The sequence below is a fragment of the Streptococcus sp. KHUD_018 genome, assembly GCF_054861215.1.
The window spans coordinates 157501-180087 of record NZ_CM142176.1 but is presented as its reverse complement, the minus strand read 5'-3'; the positions used below and the strand labels follow the sequence as shown (position 1 = coordinate 180087).

General features: G+C 35.9%; 21 protein-coding genes and 1 pseudogene (1 of these 22 only partly in view). 11 read left to right on the top strand and 11 right to left on the bottom strand.

All coding sequences use genetic code 11. The annotated features are described in order from the left end of the window. Nucleotides 1–2 precede the first annotated feature (2 nt). From ACVBD2_RS00990 to ACVBD2_RS00980, 3 genes are all read left to right on the top strand, one after another. Entirely contained in the window at nucleotides 3–776 is a 774-nt protein-coding gene (locus tag ACVBD2_RS00990; protein WP_461685860.1) for a hypothetical protein, read from the top strand. 160 nt (nucleotides 777–936) lie between these two features. After that, nucleotides 937–2082, top strand: coding sequence for a site-specific integrase (locus ACVBD2_RS00985; protein ID WP_461685859.1), 1146 nt, complete (start codon nucleotides 937–939; stop codon nucleotides 2080–2082). A 106-nt stretch (nucleotides 2083–2188) separates the two neighbouring features. Further along, entirely contained in the window at nucleotides 2189–3046 is an 858-nt protein-coding gene (locus ACVBD2_RS00980; RefSeq protein WP_461685858.1) for a DUF975 family protein, read from the top strand. A gap of 40 nt (nucleotides 3047–3086) precedes the next feature. Here ACVBD2_RS00980 and ACVBD2_RS00975 read toward each other — a convergent pair whose 3' ends face one another. From ACVBD2_RS00975 to ACVBD2_RS00940, 8 genes are all read right to left on the bottom strand, one after another. Then, entirely contained in the window at nucleotides 3087–3449 is a 363-nt protein-coding gene (locus tag ACVBD2_RS00975) for a DUF1304 domain-containing protein (RefSeq protein ID WP_461685857.1), read from the bottom strand. A 10-nt stretch (nucleotides 3450–3459) separates the two neighbouring features. Beyond that, nucleotides 3460–3885: a MarR family winged helix-turn-helix transcriptional regulator gene (locus ACVBD2_RS00970; protein ID WP_461685856.1), complete on the bottom strand. Its 426-nt coding sequence runs from the start codon at nucleotides 3883–3885 to the stop codon at nucleotides 3460–3462. Nucleotides 3886–4010: 125 nt separating this feature from the next. Continuing rightward, a complete protein-coding gene (locus ACVBD2_RS00965; protein WP_461685855.1) occupies nucleotides 4011–4880 on the bottom strand; it encodes a DUF2262 domain-containing protein in 870 nt (289 codons plus the stop codon). A 141-nt stretch (nucleotides 4881–5021) separates the two neighbouring features. Then, nucleotides 5022–6224: a LysM peptidoglycan-binding domain-containing protein gene (locus ACVBD2_RS00960; protein WP_461685854.1), complete on the bottom strand. Its 1203-nt coding sequence runs from the start codon at nucleotides 6222–6224 to the stop codon at nucleotides 5022–5024. A gap of 165 nt (nucleotides 6225–6389) precedes the next feature. Then, the gene (locus ACVBD2_RS00955) at nucleotides 6390–7010 is read right to left on the bottom strand and encodes an HAD family hydrolase (RefSeq protein WP_125450602.1); all 621 of its coding nucleotides are present in this window, start codon (nucleotides 7008–7010) and stop codon (nucleotides 6390–6392) included. Nucleotides 7011–7013: 3 nt separating this feature from the next. Next, nucleotides 7014–8294: an MATE family efflux transporter gene (locus tag ACVBD2_RS00950; RefSeq protein WP_125450601.1), complete on the bottom strand. Its 1281-nt coding sequence runs from the start codon at nucleotides 8292–8294 to the stop codon at nucleotides 7014–7016. A 60-nt stretch (nucleotides 8295–8354) separates the two neighbouring features. Continuing rightward, the gene (gene thrC, locus ACVBD2_RS00945) at nucleotides 8355–9839 is read right to left on the bottom strand and encodes a threonine synthase (protein ID WP_461685853.1); all 1485 of its coding nucleotides are present in this window, start codon (nucleotides 9837–9839) and stop codon (nucleotides 8355–8357) included. Between the two features lie 75 nt (nucleotides 9840–9914). Then, entirely contained in the window at nucleotides 9915–11192 is a 1278-nt protein-coding gene (locus tag ACVBD2_RS00940; protein WP_461685852.1) for a gamma-glutamylcysteine synthetase, read from the bottom strand. Between the two features lie 216 nt (nucleotides 11193–11408). Here ACVBD2_RS00940 and ACVBD2_RS00935 point away from each other — a divergent pair. Continuing rightward, nucleotides 11409–11975: pseudogene (locus tag ACVBD2_RS00935) on the top strand (IS3 family transposase). A gap of 448 nt (nucleotides 11976–12423) precedes the next feature. Here ACVBD2_RS00935 and ACVBD2_RS00930 read toward each other — a convergent pair. Both ACVBD2_RS00930 and ACVBD2_RS00925 read right to left on the bottom strand, forming a co-directional pair. Continuing rightward, complete coding sequence (locus tag ACVBD2_RS00930; protein WP_075228119.1) at nucleotides 12424–13047, bottom strand: hypothetical protein; 624 nt, start codon at nucleotides 13045–13047, stop codon at nucleotides 12424–12426. Nucleotides 13048–13133: 86 nt separating this feature from the next. Further along, nucleotides 13134–15749: an SEC10/PgrA surface exclusion domain-containing protein gene (locus ACVBD2_RS00925; RefSeq protein WP_461685851.1), complete on the bottom strand. Its 2616-nt coding sequence runs from the start codon at nucleotides 15747–15749 to the stop codon at nucleotides 13134–13136. A 151-nt stretch (nucleotides 15750–15900) separates the two neighbouring features. Here ACVBD2_RS00925 and ACVBD2_RS00920 point away from each other — a divergent pair, with 151 nt between their 5' ends. Beyond that, nucleotides 15901–16230, top strand: coding sequence for a helix-turn-helix domain-containing protein (locus tag ACVBD2_RS00920; RefSeq protein ID WP_461685850.1), 330 nt, complete (start codon nucleotides 15901–15903; stop codon nucleotides 16228–16230). Nucleotides 16231–16321: 91 nt separating this feature from the next. Here ACVBD2_RS00920 and ACVBD2_RS00915 read toward each other — a convergent pair whose 3' ends face one another. Next, complete coding sequence (locus ACVBD2_RS00915; RefSeq protein WP_461685849.1) at nucleotides 16322–17155, bottom strand: hypothetical protein; 834 nt, start codon at nucleotides 17153–17155, stop codon at nucleotides 16322–16324. Between the two features lie 166 nt (nucleotides 17156–17321). On the opposite strand from ACVBD2_RS00915, the gene ACVBD2_RS00910 reads away from it, so the two are divergent. From ACVBD2_RS00910 to ACVBD2_RS00885, 6 genes are all read left to right on the top strand, one after another. Beyond that, nucleotides 17322–17678 (top strand): hypothetical protein, encoded by a 357-nt coding sequence (locus ACVBD2_RS00910; RefSeq protein ID WP_461685848.1) that lies wholly within the window; start codon nucleotides 17322–17324, stop codon nucleotides 17676–17678. 3 nt (nucleotides 17679–17681) lie between these two features. Further along, entirely contained in the window at nucleotides 17682–18839 is a 1158-nt protein-coding gene (locus ACVBD2_RS00905; RefSeq protein WP_461685847.1) for an ATP-binding protein, read from the top strand. 353 nt (nucleotides 18840–19192) lie between these two features. Beyond that, complete coding sequence (locus tag ACVBD2_RS00900) at nucleotides 19193–19429, top strand: hypothetical protein (protein ID WP_461685846.1); 237 nt, start codon at nucleotides 19193–19195, stop codon at nucleotides 19427–19429. Between the two features lie 232 nt (nucleotides 19430–19661). Next, nucleotides 19662–20990, top strand: a complete 1329-nt coding sequence (locus tag ACVBD2_RS00895; protein WP_461685845.1) for a Rep family protein — start codon at nucleotides 19662–19664, stop codon at nucleotides 20988–20990. A gap of 63 nt (nucleotides 20991–21053) precedes the next feature. Continuing rightward, the gene (locus tag ACVBD2_RS00890) at nucleotides 21054–21392 is read left to right on the top strand and encodes a DUF771 domain-containing protein (protein WP_181187238.1); all 339 of its coding nucleotides are present in this window, start codon (nucleotides 21054–21056) and stop codon (nucleotides 21390–21392) included. A gap of 51 nt (nucleotides 21393–21443) precedes the next feature. Next, nucleotides 21444–22587 carry the 5' portion of a tyrosine-type recombinase/integrase gene (locus ACVBD2_RS00885; RefSeq protein WP_461685844.1) on the top strand. It continues 8 nt past the right edge of the window, so only the first 1144 of its 1152 coding nucleotides appear in the window; it begins with the start codon at nucleotides 21444–21446; the stop codon falls past the right edge of the window.

Below are 22587 nucleotides of genomic sequence, written 5' to 3'. Positions count from 1 at the left end.
ATATGTTTACTACTCTTACAGAAAAGGAAATCAAAGCACTCATAGATGAACACAGAAAAACAATTAGTAAACTGGAGAACCACAGGTCTTTGATAGCCTTTTTGGTTTTGCTAACCTTAATTTCTGTTTTTCTTCTTAGTATCGTTGGAAATATACTACTAACAATTTTCTCTTTTATTATCGGTAGTTTGGTTCTTCTCTTTTTGATTGGTGTTTTTCCTAGGCAATCGAATACTGAACAACTAGAGTATGAAATTGAAGAGCTGAATAAACTATTGGTTGTTCGAATAGAAGATAGAATTAAAAGCCAGGAGATTGACGAGAGAACTATTTATGATGTTGTTCTGAAAGTGAAAGGAATATCTTATCACCAAGAAGCTTTCTCAGATTTATGCCAAGAACTCATAAAAGAATCAGATGATGCACCTTATTTAGGGTATACTGCTAAAGAAATTAAAGAGGAATTGATTTTTAGTGATAGATTTTACAAATATTCCCTCTTTGAACTTTCAGATGTAGACTTTGTCCCTGAAATAGATAACCAATTTGACCCTAATGCAGTTAAAATTGTGGTTCGAGGTTATCACTTAGGCTATGTGACTAAGTCTAAGAATAGAAAAGTATTAAGATTAACAACAGATCCAAATAATGAAGTTGTAAAAATTGCTAAAATTTATGGCGGTGATTACAAAGATATTGATCCAGAAAGTGATAGACTTCGTACTGTCAAGGATTCATTCAAGATACAAATTGAGTTGAAAGTCTTCAAAAAATAAAAAAATCCCCACGCTCTCCATCGCCAAACTTTGAGTGTGAGGATTCAACCTTCCATCTAGCAATCAATGGAAAGGATGATAAAAAATACAACTATAGTCTATCATAAATTCTACACCTTTTCAACTATGCGGGCAAGCAATCGAAAAGAAAGGACAATTTATGATAAAAAAATACATTACAAAAAAAGGAGAGACTAGATATCTCTTTCAAACATACCTGGGCATAGACCCTGCAACTGGAAAAGAAAAACGCACAACACGCCGTGGTTTTAAAACCATTAAAGAGGCAAAGGCTGCCGAACGTGACCTTCTCTTAGACGTTGAAGAAAATGGTTTTTCCAACAATGAGGATTTCCAGAACTCTACTTTCGCTGAAGTCGCTGAGTTATGGCTTGATAGCTATAAAAGCACTGTAAAACCAACAACCTATCAGAATGTCAAGAAAAAACTTGATATTATGATTGACTTGTATTTTACAGATATGAGGATTCAGCAGATCAGTGTAGCTTATTGTCAGAAGGTTGCTATAAAATTAAGTAATCGCTATGTCCTCTATTCCAATTACTACTCTGTCATTAGCCGTATTTTTAAGTATGCCACTTCTATTAACATCATTAAGTCAAATCCCTTAGACAAGATTCTCAAGCCTAAAAATAGGCCCTTAAAAGGCAAAGAAAACCACTATACAAAACAGGAGCTAACAGATTTTCTTAAAGTTGCCAAAGCAAATTTTAAGCCTGTAGACTATACCTTTTTCCACTTACTCGCTTTTTCTGGGTTGAGAACTGGAGAAGCTATCGGCCTCATGTGGTCAGATGTTGACTTTGAAAATAAACGGTTAAGCATTTCTCGCACGGCTGTCGTGATTGGCAAAAAACAAACTGTTCAGGAGCCTAAAACCAAAAGGAGTACGAGGGTTATCACCTTAGATGATGAAACTCTGAATGTTTTGAAACTCTGGAAACGACAGCAAATAAAAGAATATTTTCGGGCTGGTGTGCCTTACAAACCTGATTCGAATTATATTTTTACGAACGACATGGGAGGATGGCTTCTGGGTGCAACTATGAAAGTGAAGCTTATCAGATTCTTTCGTAAACACAAAAATCTTAAAAAAATTTCGCCTCACGGATTTAGGCATACACATGCTTCTCTCCTGTTTGAAGCTGGTGTTACAGCGAAAATCATTTCAGACAGACTCGGTCACAATAATGTTCAAATCACCCTTGATATGTATACTCACATCAATGATAATCAACGTGTTGAAGTCGTTGACCAGCTCATGGATTTCATCCGCTCCAGCTAAAAGTAAAGTCGTATTCAATCTCGTATTCACTTTTGCTTAACACGCTAGAAGTCCACTGGTTTCAAAGGATTAGCAAGCTGTGTACTATTTATGGTATAATGAAAGAATGAAATACCCAAAAATTGATTTAAAAACCATCCGTCTGCAGACTAGGCAATTTCAGGCTGAAAATCCCCGCCTCTTTCTCGTCTATCTCTTACCTAGCATACTGGTCATCTTATCAGGCTTTCTCAACCCTTTGGCTCGTCTCCAAGAAAGTGTTTTAGAGCAATCCTTTTTCAGCATGCTGGCACAAGTGCTCCAAGCCTATCTGTTCCCGCTAGTTGTTTCTTTTGTGAGCACGATTTTTCTAGCAGGTGCTGCCTTTGCGACACTCAGACTCCTCAAGAATCCTGATACAGAACTCTCAGTAAAATCAAGTCTAACCCTCTTTGCTGAAGAGCGCTTCTCGCAAACCTTCCTGACCCTGCTCCTCAAACGTTTCTACCTCTTTTTATGGAGCATTCCAAACTTAGTAGGCGTTTATTTTCTCTTTTATAGCAATCTCTTGGCTCGGAGATTTGTCGCCCTACATCCTGAATTTCCAAAACTAGACCTCTCATCCGTTGAAACCGAGCAATTCCTTATGGCCTTTGGCCTCTACTTTTTCGCGAGCCTCATCTTGATGATTGTGGGAAACATCCTCTACGTTCCTCAACATTATGCCTACTCGCAGGTAGAATTCCTCCTCTGCGACACTCTGGATTTAGGACAGGCTAAACCCCGTCAAATCCTGAAAACCAGCCGTTTCTTGATGAAAGGTTATAAATTCCAGCGCTTTGTCCTTGACTTACAACTACTTCCTTGGTACTTCCTCAACTGGATTACCTTTGGAATTGCTAGTTTCTCAATCCTTCCCTATATCCAAAACAATCACATCTTCTTCTACAGAGCCCTACTAGCCCGTAAACGCCGTAAGGGATAAGAGCATACAAAAACCAGTATCTTTCAGGACGCTGGTTTTCTTATTTCAAAAGTAACATACTCAGCAGAGTCAAAATAGCAGGCCCACCTTGCTTCAGAAGAATCTTCTTGTCTGCTGTCAGAGAACCGTAGGTCGCTGCACCAAGCACAAATAAAACAAAGATGGTCACAATTTCCAAACTTTGTGAGAAATAAATCCCGTACAAGAGAAAGACACCTATCAAAGCATTATAAATTCCTTGGTTTTTAAACAGTGAGGTGACAGAGGATCTAGTCAACTCTTCCTTGTCCATATTAAAGACTCGGCTGGTTGCATCTGATTGGGTTGCCATACTCTCCAAATAAAAGATATAAAAATGTTCGAGGGCAACAAGGGTTGCTAAAATAGTAGTAATGATTGACATCGTTTTCTCCTTAAAATTCTATTTTTTCTAGACCTGACACTAGTTTCGTCAGTAAAGTTGTTAGCTCTTTCTGCTCGGCTGTCGATAAGATGCTCTCCATCTGTTCCTTCACTCGCAAATGATGTTTAGGCGGACTGACTAAGAGTTGATTCTTGGCTTCTTGGGTTAATTCAACTAAGACTTCTCGCTGATTGGCCGGATTACGCTTGCGACTGACATAGCCCTCTGACTCTAGTATCTTAAAATGACGGGTCAAGGCCGCCTGGTCGATTTGCAACTTCTCCTGAACGGCAATCTGGTTGCAGGGTGACTGCTGCAGTAAAAACTGCAAGATTTGATAGCGGGTCAAACTAATTCCCAATTGGCGTTCGAATAGTTGTGTCATAGACTGATCTGCCAACCGTAGTTGATACAGTAAATCATGGATTGCTACCATAAATCTTTCCCCTTTAAAGTTGATTCATCAATGATTGACTTATCAAGTATAATGCAATCCAAAAAATAAATCAAGAAATATGCTTAGGCTTTTCTTGATTTATTACTAACGTTTCGATCTTCTCACTAACCTACTAGGTTGATACTCGCAATTTCTCCACCGATCTTGACAAGAACTTCTACCGCATGCCCAGCAAAAATATCTTCTTTATCTCCATAATAAAGAGTCAAATCCCCCGCTTCGCTGATAGACAGTTCCCCCAGATACAAAGAATTATAAAAATAGTCCTCTGTTAATACTTCGGCATCTCCGTCTGAAGCTAGCCAGTCCTCTGCTGTTTCCCACATCTCTTTTACTATAACGTCTCGGATTTCAGAGTCTCTTCGGTCAATATCCCTGACAAATGTTTTCAAGTGCCCAAATGATTTTGGTGGTAAGCTGGCATCTTCATTTGCATCCAACATCACGCTAACCTTGCTTCCCGCAAGATCCATACTTCCCTCAAACCATGAATAAGCCCTATTTAAAGTGAATTCGCCCATAGAATCTTTGATGACGACTGGTTTAACATATTCTGCAATCAGAGCCTCTAATCTACTATCCGACTGCCCATCTTCAATGTATTCCAGTAGACGATAACAGTTATTTGCTACTGCTGCCATATAAGGTTCTAATTGCCTTTGTGGTCTTTTCTGACATTTGATGTGATGAATCTGATAGGGCTCGAATCTATAGCTATAGAGCAAGCCCTTTTCTTCATATTCCTCTGGACTCACCAACCACTCCAAACGCCCCTCTATTTTCGAGAACTCCTTTGTCTCCACATTCACACTTGCTACAAAATGAACCGAAGGCAACTTCCAGTCATTCTTCAAAACAGCCGCGCCTCCCACATTTTTTAAGGTGATAATCAAGAGTTCAACGACTTCACCACAAAATTCTTTTTCAAAGTCATCAATGGTTTTCTCAAATGTTTTTTTCAAACTATTCATCATAGTGTTGCCACCTTCTACTAAAATAAAAATACTTGATTTTCAGTCAACTTCAGTTTGATTATAGCATAGATTTGAAAACATTTCGACTTAAAATAACAAAAAGAAGCCTCAAATCTTGCGAATTTTCAGCTTCTTTTTCTATTAGTTCATTGAAACGTGAACATGGTCATAGTGGTTTTCGGTCACACTACCACGATCCGGCATTGGATTCCACGTATAGGCTGGTCCATATTTACTATCGTATGGAGCGTAGAAACGTTGTTTCCAAATGATATAGTTGATACCATGGCTAGCCATATTTTTGACTGCATATTCTGCAATTTGATCTCCGAGTGCTGAACTCACTGGAACCATAAAGTCGATGGCCAATCCTTTACCATGGTCTCCACTGTCACCAGGACGGTAGCCGCTAAAGGATGTAATTCCAAACAAATTGGCAATTTCTTCTTTGAAGGCTGCAGTTTGTGGTTGAAGACCAGCATTCTCAGACTTAGCTACAGCAAGTCCTGCATAGTCAGGAGCCGCTGGAGCTGAATAAGTTCTTGAAGGAGCTTGGCTTTGCTCTGCTTGATAAGTCAAAGTTGTAGTATCAGAATTTGTTGTTTCTTCTGCTGCACTTGTTCCTGTTGTATCAGCAGGCGTTTCAGTTGCTGGAGCAGCTGCTACTGGTGCTTCTGCTGGAGTTGTTGCTGCCGTTTCTTCGGTAGCTGGATTCGCAGTTTGAGGAGCTTCTTCTTCAACTAGGCGAGTTGTTTCTGCTACTGGTGCTTCCGCTGGAGTCGTTTCAGCTGTTTCTTCAGCTACAGGTGTTTCTGTAGATGGTGTCTCCTCAGCAACTGTCGCTGTCTCAGAAACTTCTGAACTTGGCGCTACTTCTGTTGGTTTTTCAGTCTCTGTTACAGTTGGAGCTTCCTCAATCGGTTGAGAAAGGTCTTCTACTTGAACTGTTTTTTCATCGACTGTCACTTGATTTTTCGTCAAATCAGCTGTCGCAGTTGTCACTTCTTCACTAGCATCTGCTTGAGGAGTTTGGATTTCAACTTCCGTTACCTCTTCTGCCTCATTGACAGTTGTAGTGAGGACAGTATCTGGGAAAATCAAGTCCATATTGGTGATTTTGTTCAAATTTGCAAGAACTGTGACATCTACACCCAAGGCTTCTGCAATGGTGCTCAAGGTATCACCATACTGTACTGTATAGCTTGTTTTGTTGTTCGTTTTAGTCAAATCGTTTTGGATTTGCTCAACACTACGTGCAGTCCAAAGGACTTCTTCTGCTTGGGTTGCCAATACTGGGGCAAATGACAAGGCTACTGTTGAGGCAAAAATCATTCTTTTCTTCATTCGTTCCTATTCCTTTCAAATGAGTACCCGTCTATCATAACACAAAAAAAGCAGAAAAAAAGCCCTCTCGGGCCTATTTAATAGAACTGTCTATTCCTTGTAACAAACTCGATTACTTGAAATAGTTTGTTAGGTCTCTGTCACACAACTGACACAATCTTATCGTTACTTACTCTCAAAAATATGAAGAATATCTGCCAGTGCTTGAATCATGTGGTTGCCTTCAAAAGAAGATTCTAAAAAGTTGATGCTTTGAATACCGCTATTCTGGGCAAATTCCACATCCAAAGTCCGGTCCCCTATATAATAGGTCTTCTCAGGATTCAGCTGATACTTGTCTAGCAGATAGTTAGTCGCTTCTGGACTGGGCTTGCGTGCAAAACCACTCTGACTGGTTAGAATCTCTGTGAAATAGGACTCCAACCCCAAGTCTCTTAGGATAGTAAAAGCATTGTCCCCCTTATGAGTATAGACAAACTGCTGAATCCCTGCTTGGTCTGCCCAAGCTAGCACTTCACGCGCACCTGGCATCAAAACTACCTGAGCATTCTTCTCAGACAGACTCTGGGCACGCACCTGATTGAGCACTTCCGCATCCAACTTTCGCTCTTCTGCCACCTGCTCCAGCAAATCCTGCACAGAATACTTGAGGATAAAGTCTCTCACTTTCTCCTTATCATAAGGAATAGCAAACTGACCAAAAGTCTCCTCAATCCCTGATAAAATCGCTTCGTAAGAGTCCAATAAAGTCCCGTCTAAATCCCAAATAAAGGCTATTTTTTGCATCTCCTATCCTTTCAACATCATATAACGTTGGTAACGGTAACGAAGAAATAACCAGCGAAAACCATTATCCAAGAGAGTCCCTGCCCAAATACCAGGCAAGCCCCAACCAAGAACAATACCCATCAGATAGGCTGTCCCTATGCGGATACACCACATCCCAATACTTGTCGCATAAAAGGGAAGGCGAGCATTCCCCAATCCCTGCCAAACTGCCGTATAAATAACTGTCCCTGTCGCCATAGGAGTTCCTAGTAGAGAGAAAAGTGTCACTAGAACACTAGCCTCAACAGCTAGAGAATCCGTCGTATAGAGATGAGTTAGTGGTATCCCTAAGGCATAGATACTGAAAGTTAAGGGCAACATGAGAAGTAGAGAAAGCCAAAAGGTTTGCTTGCTTACCTTGTCTACTCTTTTCCAGTTATTCTCTCCAACTGCTCGAGCCACCTGCATGACCGTTGCCGTAGCGACGCCAAAGGCAGGCATGTAGTTAAACTGGGTCAAGACTTCTCCGACTGCATTTCCAGCTACTGCCTCCGTCCCAAAAGAAACAACTAAGGCAATGATGACGACATCTCCAGCTCTCATCATGAGACGTTCTCCTGCTGCCGGTATAGCCAAAGTCAACAAATTCTTATCTAAACCAAAAGTCGGTTTCTCAAAAGGTAGCTTTAATTGCGACCACAAAATCACAAGACCAACTAAACGAGACAGAATAGTCCCCCAAGCAACACCCGCTATCCCCATATCAAGAACAAAAATAGCTAGACTGGAAAAAAGAATATTCAAGGCATTGGATAAAAGACTAACATAGAGAGGTAGACGTGGATTATGCGTTGAACGAATCAAGGCACCCAAACTGGTCATCAAGCCCAAGAGAACAATCGATCCGCCTACTAAAGATAGGTAGAGTCCACCACTTTCGGCCACAGCCTGCTCAGTTCCCAAAAGTCCTATCATCTCTTGCCCAGCAAAGATGGATAAAGCGCCTAAAAGCCCACTCAGCAATAGGGTTATCTTGAGAGCCTCTGTCACGTGATAAGCCAGCTTCGACTGATCTTTCTGCCCCATACTTTTTGAAATAACACTGGAAATAGCAGCTCCCAGAGCGATGAAAATCGCCTGATAAATCGTGATAATATTGCCAGCCACTGAAACACCTGAAATAGCGATTAAGCCCAAGTGAGCGACCAAGTAACTGTCCACCATTCCCATGAGCATTTGCAAAAAGTTTTCACCCATAGCTGGCAATGCAATATTAAGAATGTCTTTATTTTTCTTAAACAATCTCTCCTCCTGATGAAAAGAAACTCAGTTGGTTTCCCAACCGAGTTTACTCCCTCTGTCTTAAAGTCCTAGATAAGCCTCAACCGCTGCTTGCATGTCAGCAGCTGCTACAGTTGTCTTGTGACGAACAGGAGCTGTTTCGAGGCCATCAACCGCTGGTGGCACTGCCACTCCTGAGATTTCATGCAGTTGAGCCAAGGCTTCAAAGTCTGCCAAGCCTGCTTTCCCTGTTACAGCTTCTACGGCAACCACTGGGAACTTGTATGGACTAGCTGTTGAAGCAATCACTGTCTTGGTTACATCGCCAGTAGCTGCTTGGTATTTTCTATAAACTGCTGAGGCAACCGCCGTGTGGGGATCCTCGATGTAGGCATCTGTTTGATAAACACGTTTAATTTCTGTCGCAGTTTCTTCCTCAGTCGCATATTCAGCTACAAAGAGTTCCAGAATCGCTGCATCAAAGTCTGTCAATTCATATTGTCCTTGTGTACTCAAGGCATTCATAAGGTCAGCTGTCTTAACCGCATCATTCCCCAAAAGATGAAAAATCAAGCGCTCCAAGTTTGAAGATACCAAGATATCCATAGATGGACTAGTTGTTACTTTAAACTCACGTTTCTTGTCGTAAACACGAGTTTTAAAGAAGTCAGTTAAAACATTATTGTCATTTGAAGCACAGATCAATTTGCCGACTGGTAGACCGATTTGCTTAGCGTAAAAGGCAGCCAAGATATTTCCAAAATTTCCTGTCGGTACTGTGAAGTTGACCTTATCACCAGCCACAATCTCACCAGACTTGACCAACTGAGCGTAGGCATAAACATAATAAACAATCTGTGGTACCAAACGGCCAATATTCATAGAGTTAGCTGATGAAAACTGTAGCTTATTGGCAGCCAATTTTTCACGAAGTTCCACATCGTTGAACATGTGCTTCACGTTTGTTTGTGCATCGTCAAAGTTTCCATCAATAGCAATAACATGAGTATTGTCGCCAGTCTGAGTAGTCATTTGCAACTCTTGTACCTTGCTGACACCATCCTTTGGATAAAAGACGATAATCTCAGTTCCAGGCACATCTGCAAACCCTGCCATAGCAGCTTTCCCAGTATCACCAGATGTCGCTGTCAAAATGACAATCTTGTTCTCCAAACCATGCTTTTTAGCCGCTGTTGTCATAAAGTACGGTAAGATAGACAAGGCCATATCCTTAAAGGCAATTGTTGAACCATGGAACAATTCCAAGTTGTATTGCCCATCCAGTTTCACCAATGGCGCAATAGCTGGAGTATCAAACTTACTATCATAGGCATTGTCGATACAGTAGTCCACCTCCTCAGCCGTAAAGTCATCTAAAAATGCTGACAAAACTAACTTAGCCACTTCTTGGTAAGAAGCATCTTTCAATTTTTCAAAGTCCAAATCTACCTTTGGATAAGAAAGCGGTGTAAACAAACCACCATCCGTCGCCAAACCTTGCAAAATAGCTTGGCTGGCAGTTACTGTATTATTCGCATCACGCGTTGATTGATAAACTAATGTCATGAATCTCTATCCTTTATCTATAGTCTCTTCCATTATATCATGATTTTTCAGAAAATTCTCGCTTTATAAGAGAAATTATAGCCCCAATTCTTTCTTCAAAGACTCTAAATAAACCATTTCTTGCTTATCTCTTTTCTCCAGTCCTTCCTCAGCTAGAAGGAGTAAACCTTTTGAAAACTCGACAATTGCAGTTTCTTCCTCATCTGTTAGCCTTTTCTTAGAAAATTGCCGTCTCAATGACTTGTAATCCCGACCAAATGTGATAAAAAATGGAGCAGCTCGCAAGTAAGCTTCTAACTTATCTAAATTAACTAATAATCCCAAGTGAAAGGCAGCAGAAGCAAAAGTCCTATCAAGCGGCTGAGTACACACACTACGAAACTCAACTGTTCCTCGAGTCGTTAAGTCTTGGTACTGATAACTACGATGTGTCTGAAAGTCCTTCTCCTGAGGATAAAGAAGGATCTCTTTCCCATCAAGGGCGAAGGCACGAATTTCCGGGGTTCCTAAGTAATCTTTTGCTCGAATTGGATAAAAATAATAGGTTTCACCATCCCGTTCCGCAGTAAAAATCGCAGAGTGATCCAGATAATCAAAAAAATCATCCTCATCCTTAAAGAGTCTAGCATTGACACCTACATTTTCAGGATAAATCCCATGCATAGACTCTTCCCAAAAAATATCCCTAGAAATCTTGGTATTCCAATCTTCTCCTGAAAACTCTGAATTGGCAAACAAATAAGCTTTTGCTGCTTCAATTTGCGTAAAAGCGTTAATGACCCGCAGAAAGTTAGACCTTGAAACATCCAGTTGAACTTGGCTCCCACAGATAAAAGCACCATATCGTGGATAATCGTGTAAATCCGTTCTTGGAACGGTTCTGCTCAACTTCAAATAGTTCATTAACATCTGATAGCGTGCATAAGCAACTGGTTGATTCGCATTATCTTCCCAGTATGGATGGATACCAGAACCAACAATGGCATGATTTGTTTCACTCAACTTTTTCTGAATCAGATCCATGTAGTCTCTAAAACGCTCTTCAACCTCTTGGATGGATTTAGTCCTACCAAAGGCAAACTCAACGGTCGTATAAGCAACTTCAAATAAGATTGTATCCTGACTGACCGGATCTAGTAACTGAATTGGATTGCCAAAATCATCCACTTTTTCGATAGTAAAACCCAGTACTGATGGTAAATACCGAAAGAGATCCTTAACAACCTCGATATCCGTAGCCTCACCCTCTAAATTTACAATAGGATATTCTAACTCAATCCCAATAAATAAATCAGGCTCCTCTTTTATATTCTTTAAGTAACGTTTCTTTAGTAATTCAACAGACCGAGACATTAATCACCAAACTCTTTCATAATCTACATAAAATGTGAATAAGTAATATTATACCAAAATTCCTTTCAAAAACAATTAGAATGACACTCAAAAATAATTATTGAGCCTTTATGACACTTTAAAAAAGATAGAATTTAGTAGGAAATCATAACCACCCGTCTATGTCCTGGTCCTTAAAAGTTAGACCGAAAAAATCTAACTTTTGGGTGTTTTATTATAAAATTGAGTTATGAAGATAAAGTTCAAATCTATGAACTAAGAAAACAAGGAATCAACTTCAAGCGACTTTCAGAAAAATATTGGATTAATCTTTCAAATCTTAGATACTTAATCCAGTTGATTGACCGTTACGGAATAGAAAGTATCAAGAAAGGGAAAAACCGTTACTATTTCGCTGAATTAAAGCAAGAAATGATTGATAAAGTTCTGCTGGAAGGTTGTTCACAAAGAAATGTTTCTCTCGATTTTGCACTTCCAAGTAGTGGAATGCTTCCAAATTGGCTGACACAATACTAACACGATTCTTATCGTCGATTCCTAAAGAGTAAAGGAATTCAAGCATCCATGTCACGCAAGGGCAACAGCCCAAACAACGGTATGATGGAGTCCTTCTTCGGTATTTTGAAATCAGAGATGTTTTATGGATATGTGAGAATGTTTCAGTCGCTTGAAGATTTGGAGAAAACCATTGTAAACTACATCGATTACTACAACAACAAACGAATCAAAGGCAAATTAAAAGGACTTAGCCCTGTGCAATACAGAACTAAATCCTTTACTTAATTAATTGTCTAACTTTTGGGGTCAGTACAATAGCGGGTGGTTTAGTTGTCTCGAACCTTACAGAGCGAGACGGACTAATAGTCACACAATAAAAAAACAAGGTCTTAAAACCTTGTCTTCATTACTATACCGGCGGCCAACAAACTAGCGTTAAAATAAGTTTAAATAAATAACAAAAAAGCGATTAAATCAAGATATTATCACACGCTAGTTAGTATTGAAATTAAGGAAATTGACCAGTGGTTGACCAAATAAATTTTTAGTTTTTACTATAATTTCTAAGTTGAAAATTTAATAATCACAATTTTTGATACATCGTTCGATACCGTATTCGGCGCAATCGATATAGTCCAATTTCCATTCTTAAAATTAGTTTAAATAGCGCAGTCTTTTAAACTAGTTTTGAGAATCCAAAAAATCTTCCTACATATGTAAGAAGATTTTTTAATTATTCTATGATTGTATAATCTCCACTATCTAATAAATCTATTACTTTTTGAACAAACTGAGTTGAAAGTAAATCTACTATATCAGCTCCATGAGTTTGAAAATTCTCATCTATTTCTTTGATTTCTAATTGGGTATTTTTTTCTACTCTTTCTTCTGTAATTGGGGTATGAAAACTATATTCACCAATTTCATAATACAAGAAATAAAGATATTTTTTCTCACCCAAGCTATAATCAAAAAAATCAACTTCCTTATTTCTATCGTAGTCATAGTAACTATTTTCCTTAATAATATCGTTTATTTTTTCATTATATAGTTTTGTATAATTTTTTTGATAACTATATACTCGTTGTATTTTTTCCCCGTCATACTTTTTATGAATTAGTTTGGGGCTGAAGTTTAATAATAAATCTTCTTTCATACTATAGTATTTTTCTTTTTGTTCCTTTGCATTTTCAATATTATCTTCTTTGTATTTATAGAACCCACCTTGCTTATAATCTTTTATTTTATCTCGATAGTTTTTTGCTCTTTTATTAACAGAATATATACATTCTGCAATAATTTGATTTGTTATTTTTTTATTCTTAATTAAATCAGTATATCTCTTAGGAGTTCTCATTTTTTAACCCTCATATTGTTTCTATCTTATAGTATATATTTTAACAAAAATCTTCTTATTATAAAACAAGAAGATTTTTTATTATTCTAGTTCTTTCTACGTACTGTTACAAGTCCAAATGCTCCAAGAATTGCACCGAGTACCAACATTGCAACACTCGTTGACTCGCCTGTATCTGGCAATGATTTTGCACGTTCTACTCGTGAATAAATCGGCTTACTTGATGCTTGTTGTTGACTTGTGTACGTCTGACCTTTTACAACAATCTTTCCGTCAATAATTTCAACATCTTTACCAGATTCGATAGCATTTTTAAGTGCTTCGATGTCAATTTCTGGAAGTTTATCAGCCGTTGGTGCTGTATTAGGAACAGCAACGATGGTTCCGTTAGAAAGTGTTTTAACAATACTATCTTTTGCATCTTCTTTAGCAAGTTCTTCGATGTTCAATTCTGGAAGTTCTTCAGCAGTTGGTGCTGTATTAGGGATTGCAATGATGGTTCCGTCAGGCAATGTTGCAATGACGTTATCTTTTGCTTTTTCTTCCAAATCTTGAAGTTTGTCAAATTTTTCTTGAATTGCATTAAGTTTAGCTTGTTCAGCATCAAGTGTTGATTTGATTGTTTCAACAAGAGATTTAGCGTTTTGAGCTTTAGTTTCAGCGTTTTTAAGTGCTTCTTGTTTTTCAGCCAATGTAGTTTTAGCTTTAGCCAATTTAATTGGTGCTTCAACGTAACCTTTTAGTTCTTCAGCAAGAGCTTTAGCTTCTTCAACCAAACGGTCTTTTTCTTCAACCAATTTAGCCTTTTGCGCTTGAAGTTCTTCAAGTTTCTTTTCTTGAGTACGAAGTTCTACTTTAGCATCGCTGTAGTTTTGAACTTTGATTTCTTGAACACGTTTAGCTGATTCAAGAGCTGATTTGGCATCATCAAGGGCTTGTTTCTTAGAAGCAAGGTCAGCTGAGAAGTTATCAACTGCTTTTTGAGCTTCAGCTTGACGTTTTTGTGCGCTTTCAAGAGCAAGTTTTGCAAGACGCAAGTTGTTTTCAGCAACAGCTGTTTGAACAGGTGTAGCGGTAGCGTCAGTTAATGTCTTTTCAGCTGAAGTTTTAAGTTCTAGAGCGTTAGCATAATCAGCAGATGCTTGTTTGAGAGCGTCATTTGCTTTTTCTGAAGCAGTTTGAGCTGTATCTTTTTCAGCTTTAGCATCTTCATATGCTTTCTGGATAGCTTCAGCATTTTTTGGGTTAGTAATTGACTCACCTTTGTCTGCGGTAACCATTACTAGCCAATATTGACCATTAATGTTTGCAATGTCAAGACCAACATTTGAAGCACTTGAAAGGTTATTTTCTAAATGCCCCCAGTTTGATGCAGCGTCAGCAAATGATGTACGCATTAAAGCATCAATAACAGCTTTTTTCAAATCGTACATAGTTTTGATTTCTGATTTAGGTGCGATGCCAGCAAGATTTTCTGTTCTAGCAACGAGGTTTTGACCAGCTAACAAACTGATGTGTCCATGAGTAAGCGGACTTTGAGCTCTTTCTTTATATGCTTTAGCACGATTTGATGCAACGTCAATCATTTCTTTTGTGACTGATGTATCGTTGTTTACACCAAGTTTTCTGCGAATTTGGTTTAATGCCTGAACATATAAATGAGAGATTTCTTCTTTTTGTGCTTGATTTAGATTGTCAATATCAACTGGTTCATCTTTTGCATTTTTACCAATTGAGACTTCTGTGTCTTCAATAGCTGTAGCACCAGAGTCAGTCATGAAGTCTGAGTCGCCTGAAGCTTTATCTTGTTTGAATTGAGTCAAATCTGGAACCTTGACAATATCTACGCTATCTAGAGCTTTAGTAGCTTTAGCTAGTTTATCTTCAGCTTGAGTTAGTGTTGTTGTAGCATCATTAGCTTTTTGAGTAGCTGATTCAAGATTGTTTTTAGTTTCATTAACTAAAGTTGTTTTAGCGTCAACGTCGCTTTGAGCATTATCAATAGCTTCTTGACGTTTTTCGTCAGCTTTCTTAGCATCAGTCAAGGCTGTATCTGCAAGAGAAACATTCTTTTCAGCACCCTTAGTTTCAGCTTTAGCTTCTTCAAGTTTATCTTCAGCTTGAGCAAGTCCAGTTCCTGAAATTGCATCTTTAGCAGATTGAACTTGAGCTTCTTTAGCAGAAACATTAGCATTAGCATCTTTAAGCTCTTGTTCAGCGCTAGACACGTTTGTTTGAGCTTTATCTACAACTTCAGTTTGAGTTGCAATTTTTGCATCAGCAGTAGCTGTTTCTGTTTCGTTTGCTTTTTGGTCAGCAAGATTAGCTTTCTGGTCAGCTTTATTAGCTTCAATGTTTTGAGGCGTAGCTTTAGAAGCAACTTCTTCAGCATGTTTAACAGTTTCATTAGCAGTAGCTACGTCTGTTTGGGCGTTAGACACTTGTTTGTTAGCATCATCAGCTTTATTTTGTGCATCAGTAAGTTGTTCTTTAGTTTGTTCTACAACTTTCTTTTGAGCATCAACAGCTGGTTTTACGTCTGATGATTTTTCGACAGAAGGCTTTTCAACAAGAGCTGGTTCATTTACACTTGTTGACGTATCTACATTAGAGTTAGCTTCTTGAGCAAACGCAGGCACACCAGCTGATGCAAGTCCAATAACTGCTGTAGTTGTTAGGGTTTTAATAGTATTTTTTGACATAACATCTCCAAAAATTCACATTAACAACTATATATAGTTGTTTTTTCTCTAATTATACCGCACTTAACCAACCTTGTAAAGTCATAAGCAATCTTTTAAGAACTAAAATATGTAGTAAAAAAACTGTAGTATTAAGTTCGAGAGGTATTACATGAAACAATCATTAAGAAAATATATAGGAAAACGAATTCGCCTTTTAAGGTTGAAAAAAGGATTTACACAAGAACAAATTGAAGAAAGAGCAGACCTTGGAACAAACTATGTTTACAAACTTGAACATCTAGAAACAAATATAACAATTAATACCCTTGAAAAAGTTATGAATGCCCTTGAATGTGATATTTCATCTTTCTTTGATATTACAAAAAAAGATGAAAATCCCGAGATTGTTGAATTAATTACGAATATAAAAAATTTACCTGATAGTAAACAAAAAGAAATACTTTCTGCATTCCGTACAATTCTTAATAATGTAAAATGATAATTTAATGAATTTTATTTACTTCTAATTAAACTATCATTTAGTTTAAAAAACGCATAATTCTAGACGAACATGCTAGAGCTATGCGTTTTTATTTTATATTCATCAAATCAACAGTCCAACTATTTATATTATCACTTAAAACAACTTCTCTTTCTATTTGTTCCTGATAATGAATCATAGACTTTATAAATGTATCTATTGATTTCAAAAAATCAAGTTGCGGATGAAATTTAGAATCAACACCAGGTAATGAATCAATGGTCATTTCAGCAGTCAATGATAAATTTTGTAAAATTAAATTAAAAAATTCTTTTCCTCTATTAAATAGTGTACCGTTTAAAACCATATCTAAAAGTTCTGTCTCAAAAAAATTAGTAATTTTTTTATCTAATTTTGTAGTATACAAATCACTAAAATAATTAGCATGTCTTTCAAAAAACTCTTCCTTGTAATGATTGTATAAAAGTTGCATAGCTAATAAACTTTTTTCATTACCTTTTTCAATCTTAAAGTTTGGAAATAATAAGCTAATTCCATTACCATATCTATTTTCCCATTCTCTGATAGCCAAATCATACGCGTACGGAACATAGTAACTCAAAGATTTTTCTATTAACCTTGTTTCTTTCTTTAAAAGATAATTCATACCTGTAAAAAATAACATCCCAAAGTAAGATTCACGTTCCATTTTATTTCCCCAAATTAAAGTATATGAATCTGTAAACTTCAAATTTTTAACAATTTCAAAAGTAAAAGCCGGTGTCAAAAGATACGGATTTTTTTTATATCTTTTATTATTGACAATATTACTAACAACATTTGGGTCACTTAACAAAATATCAATATTTTGTAACTTTTTATCTTTTTTTCTATATTTCACACGTTGACTAATCATTCTATAAATTTCTTCATCAATTTTCATATAGTTCCTCTTTTCTTTAGTTTGTAATATTAGTATAACATAATCTTGGGTGGTTTTTCAAATTTTTTATATAGCAAAACAGTCAATTCAAACCCAATAATTAAAATTATAATAGATTCATGATAGTCGATAGCTATCAAAAATAATTTAACAGAGGAGGCCTATTATGGCATTTTTTAAAAAAACTAACGGCTACAGTGCTAGCCTCGCGGAACAAGCTCTTTCAAATGAAGTTGTGAAATTAGTTGGTAAACAACTAGAAATTCAATTCGAATTTGAGAAGACTGGGGAATTTGTTAATGGTAAAGAAAAAATGAAACGTACGGATAACATTCAAAGTTATCAAGTCTACGTTGCAACTGACAATCACAATCCTTTCAAAGTTAAGTTTTTACCTGAAGATAAACCAGACCTATCTAAGATTGATATCGGAGATGTTGTTGAATTTGAAGGGTTAGAAGCATTTGAAAATCAGTACGGACAGCTTTTTTTCAGAGCATCAAGTATCAAGAAAGGAAAATAATGTATGGCTTTTCTAATGAATAAAAGTCAAACTCATGCTACATCAACAACTTCTGCTGATGTAGTTGAATTTGGCAATAATAAATACGAATTAGCTCAATTCATTCTAAGAAATTTGAATAATGCGCTTAATATTAATGATGAATCATCCTATCTAAATTCATTTGACATCAAGGTTCTAAGCAACGATAAAGGGTTCTTATTTATACCTAACTTGCCGGTATCGTACTCAATTGATGCTAAATTATACTTTGAACTATATGCAATTTGTTCTGGTATTTTATATCCTTTCAAGACCTTATTGGCTCAAAATAATGCTTATTTCGTTTCATATGATACAAAAAATGAAAACCAAGCACGAGCATTCTTCTTCCCTTGGATTGATGGGGTTCCAAACCGCTTAAAAATAGGTAATTTACAAACTTTTATTAAAGAAAAAGTATCAGAAAAGCATATTCCTATCATGTCGAAAAATATTGCAATTGATATGACAAAAGTTGTTCATGTTGCAATAAGTGGCTCCAGCGGTTCTGGAAAAACTCATTTTGTTCAATTTCTCATTTATTGTTTAAAATCAATTACAAATCAAATCGTTTGTATTGACCCTAAATTATCAGATATCTATTTATTAGCTAAAGAACTTCAACTTGAAGTTTTCTCACCTCAAAAAGGCTCTAACTTAAATAGTTTTATTACAGAAATTAATGAATTACTTGGTCGTATCATAAACAAAATATACGAACGGCAAGAAATATTATTAAAACAACCAGATAAAAGTTTTGAACGCATCTATATTGTTATTGATGAACTATTGGCATTGGTACAAGGTAGTTCGAAACAAGCAAGAGAAACCTTTGCTCAATTATTAGGAACGATTGCTCTATTGGGCAGACAGACAAATGTGAGTCTTATCCTATTAAGTCAACGCTTTGATGCGACTGCTTTTGGCGGTAATACAGCAGTACGTGAACAAATCAATTGTATTTTTATCTTGGGTGAAATAAATGCAAACACTTGCCAATTTTTGTTGCCAAATTTTAATGTAGAAAATATTGTAGTACCCTCCGGAATTGGTACAGGAATCATCAAGTATACAGATAGCGAACACAGGACACATATTATGCCACTGCTAACACCATCATATAATATTAGAAAGGAATAAATTTTATGAAACATTATTTCAATAGGTACAATATTCTTAATTTCATCATGTTCACTTTATTGATTTTCTTTATTTTAGAACGTATATCTACTTTCTTAATTTTTCAAATTCATCTAGAGACTATTTTCTATTTTTTAGTTTATATTATAAGCTTGCGTTTCATCTTACTGCTAGAATTTTGCATTTTTATCTACATGATTATAATTGATTTAATTTTTCGTATTGTAGAATTTGATTCTTTCAAGAATAGTATTAAATCATATATCGCAACATGGAAAATTAGACGCTTTCTAAGTCAGACAAATGTAGACACAACATTTAACGAACTCGCTTCGATTCTAAATAGAAAACAAATGATTATTAAAAAAGCAAATCGTTCTCTGTTGACATTAACTGTTGATTACTATGAGAAAGGGGCTATTGCAAAATGGACTTTATCAGATAATTGTGAAAGTTATAATATTATGGAAGAATTATTGGCTCAGGCAAAAAGAGAATTAAATCAGTTAGACAATCAATATTTATTTAATGATTTCATTAGATTAGAAAATGGTAGAACATTCATCTCAACAGCTGCTAGAAAAAAATAAAGGTGCGGTGTACTGCTACTGAAGGTAAGCAAGTACACCAGCACAATAAATTTTAAACAATTCACGTCTAATGAATAAGATTTTCATGTTGTGATGTGTCAAGAAAATATGATGTTTATTTGGATGAGGACGCACAGTTTTCTCCGTCTGTGCGTCCTCATCCAAACCATATCACAACAACTCAAAATCAACACATACTCTTTATTTTGTGTCAAAATCAGAAAGGATTTTTATGAAAATTAATCAAAATGATAGAAAAAGAAAATTTTTTGGTCAAATTTCATTTGAATATGAACATAATGCAAATTCAAAATTAACTGAAGATGATTTTCGTGAATCAGTTATTCAACGTATTCATGATTATTGTAAAAATGAAGAAGATAGGTATCATATTATTTTTCACGATAAAGATTTGAAAGATGACGGCAGTTCAAAACCATTACATGCTCATTTTTATATTGATTTCAAACATGCTCATACTTACTCATCAGTGTTTAAGGGTTTATCAATTTCAAGGAACCAGAATTTAGAGTTTGTTCGTAGTTCGATAAAAGCATGCCGATATTTAACGCATCGAAATGAACGTAATATGGAAGAACACAAATTTCCTTACGAAGTTTCTGAGGTTATTTCATCAAAAAATACAAACTATATCGAAGATATTATGGGAAAAATCAAAAATCATAGCAAAGAAAAAGCTGATAACGGTTTGGATATAGAAGATTATTGTTTAGAATTAAGTTATCTAATTTCAGAAGATGGTTTGCTTACAACTGAAGCAAAACAACAATTATTTGAACAATTTAGTCAACGTATAGCACAAAAGGCGTGGAATGCAAATAAAAGACAGTTCGAAGAAAACAGACAAGAATTTATTCAAAAAGAGTTTATTCGTATGAGTAAGGGCGAACGAAATCATACTGGTATTTATATTCAAGCTGAAGGGGGAACAGGAAAATCATATTTAGCACGCTTACTTGCAGAAGTACATGATAGATTAGGGGCGCATACCCCATCCATTAACAAAAAAAGATTTGATTTAGGTTCAGGTTATAAAGGGGAAAAAACAATTGTAATCAATGAATTAGATGCAAGTTGTGGTATGACTTTTAGAGAACTGTTTCAAGTATTAGAACCAGATTCAGCTACACAGTTAAGTTCACGTTTTAAAGATGCGTATATCATTAATGATTTAACAATTATTACAAACTCAGATAGTTACTGGGATTGGTGTGATTCATGGTTTGGCAAGAAAAATAAAGAATATCATCAACTAATGCGAAGAATTAGATTTGTAATCAAAATGGCTCACGATGAAAAGAATAAAGCTATCAAAATTGAATTATGGAATTACACAGCTACACGCGATTTAAAAGAAAAAGCGAAACAAGCATTTAAAAAAATAGATACGTATACACTAAAAAGTGTAGAAAATGAAGAAGAATTTCGAAAAATCGCTTCGGATATATTAGAAAGAATTAAAAAAGAAAAAAATATTGATAGTAAAAGAAAAGTTATCGCTACAATCCCAACCGACCAAAGTGAGTGTGGCGATAACTAAAACTAGTGGAAATAATAAATACTATTTCTGCTTCTATTTTATCATAGAAAGAGAAAAATTTATATGACAGATAAGATTTTAATCAAAATAGAGAATTTAGAAGTACAGTTACCTGCCTCTCATATCATCGTTAAGAAAGATGAATATCTTGACTTAAAAAACAAGGCATCACAGGGGCAATATATGAGCTTATCAGAGGTTTTAGAGATGGTTTCAGTCTCTCGACCTTGGATACTGGAACATGTTCTTTATCAGCCTGATATCCGTTCAAAAATCGATATTGATAAAAACAAAGATGGGTTTGTGAAATATCCAGACAGTCAGGGTGGACGGTACTACTTTTTAGCTAGCAAAACGAAACAATTTTTTGAAGAAAACTTTGCAGAAATTTTTAGTTTATGATACGATAATCAAGATAATATCTTGATTATCGACTTTTAGAAAGAGGTAATCATGTCAGTTTCATACAGAAAAAGAGGAAAAAAGAATTTATGGGATTATAGAATATTTGATAAGAACCGAAAGGTGGTTGCTTCTAATTCAGGTTTTAAAACAAAGCGAGAAGCTGAAATTGAAGCTTTAGCTCTTGAATTAAAGATAATTAATGGTGCGATAATTAATAAAAATATTACACTCTTTGAACTTTGGGAAAAATGGTTAGAGTTAACAGTTAAACCACTTGGAAAGGCAGAGACTACATTTAATAAACATTTATTACGTGGTAAGTTTATTAAAGAATATTTTAAAGATAAACCAGCCTTAAAAATCAAAGCAAGCGAATATCAAGCATTTATTAATAAGTACGCTGAAACAAATTGTCGTGACAATGTTAGTAGAATGAATGCGGAAATTAGAAATGTGATTGTGTTTGCTAAAAGAGATAAGCTAAATATAGAAGATATTACTGAAGGTGTCATTCTTTCAGGTCGTCCCCCCAAAAAAAGAAAAGATGAAAAATATATTCATAGTTTTAATGACTATCAAAAACTAGTAACATATTTAGAAAACAATCTTGATTTAACAACTTCAATTGTGCCGTTTTTACTATTGATTCAACTAAAAACTGGATTACGAGCAGGAGAGGTTGCAGGTCTAACGTGGGATTGTGTATTGTGGGAAAGTTCAGAAATCAAAACTTATAGACGATATGATACAGCTAGAAAGCGGTGGGCAAACCCAAAAACTGAAGAATCAATCCGTGTAATTCCAGTTGATAGTGATACGCTAACTATTTTAAAAAAATTAAAACAAGAGCAAACTGTATTCATTAAAAACGGCACAATTACAAATAACGAAAATATAATTTTAGTAGATTTGAATTATAAGATTGTAACAAATGCAGGAATCAATAAACATCTCAAGCAAATTTTAAAAGATTTAAAAATTTATCCACAAAATATGACAAGTACAGGTCTAAGACACACGTATTGTTCAACAATGTTAGCGAAGGGTGTTGATATTTGGGCAGTTTCAAAGTTAATGGGACACCGAGATATTAAACAAATAACTGAAACTTACGGCCATCTAATAAAGGAGAAAGCAGAAATTGAAAACAATAAAGTTAGAGCAGTATTAACAAGTTTAGTTAAAAAAAAGA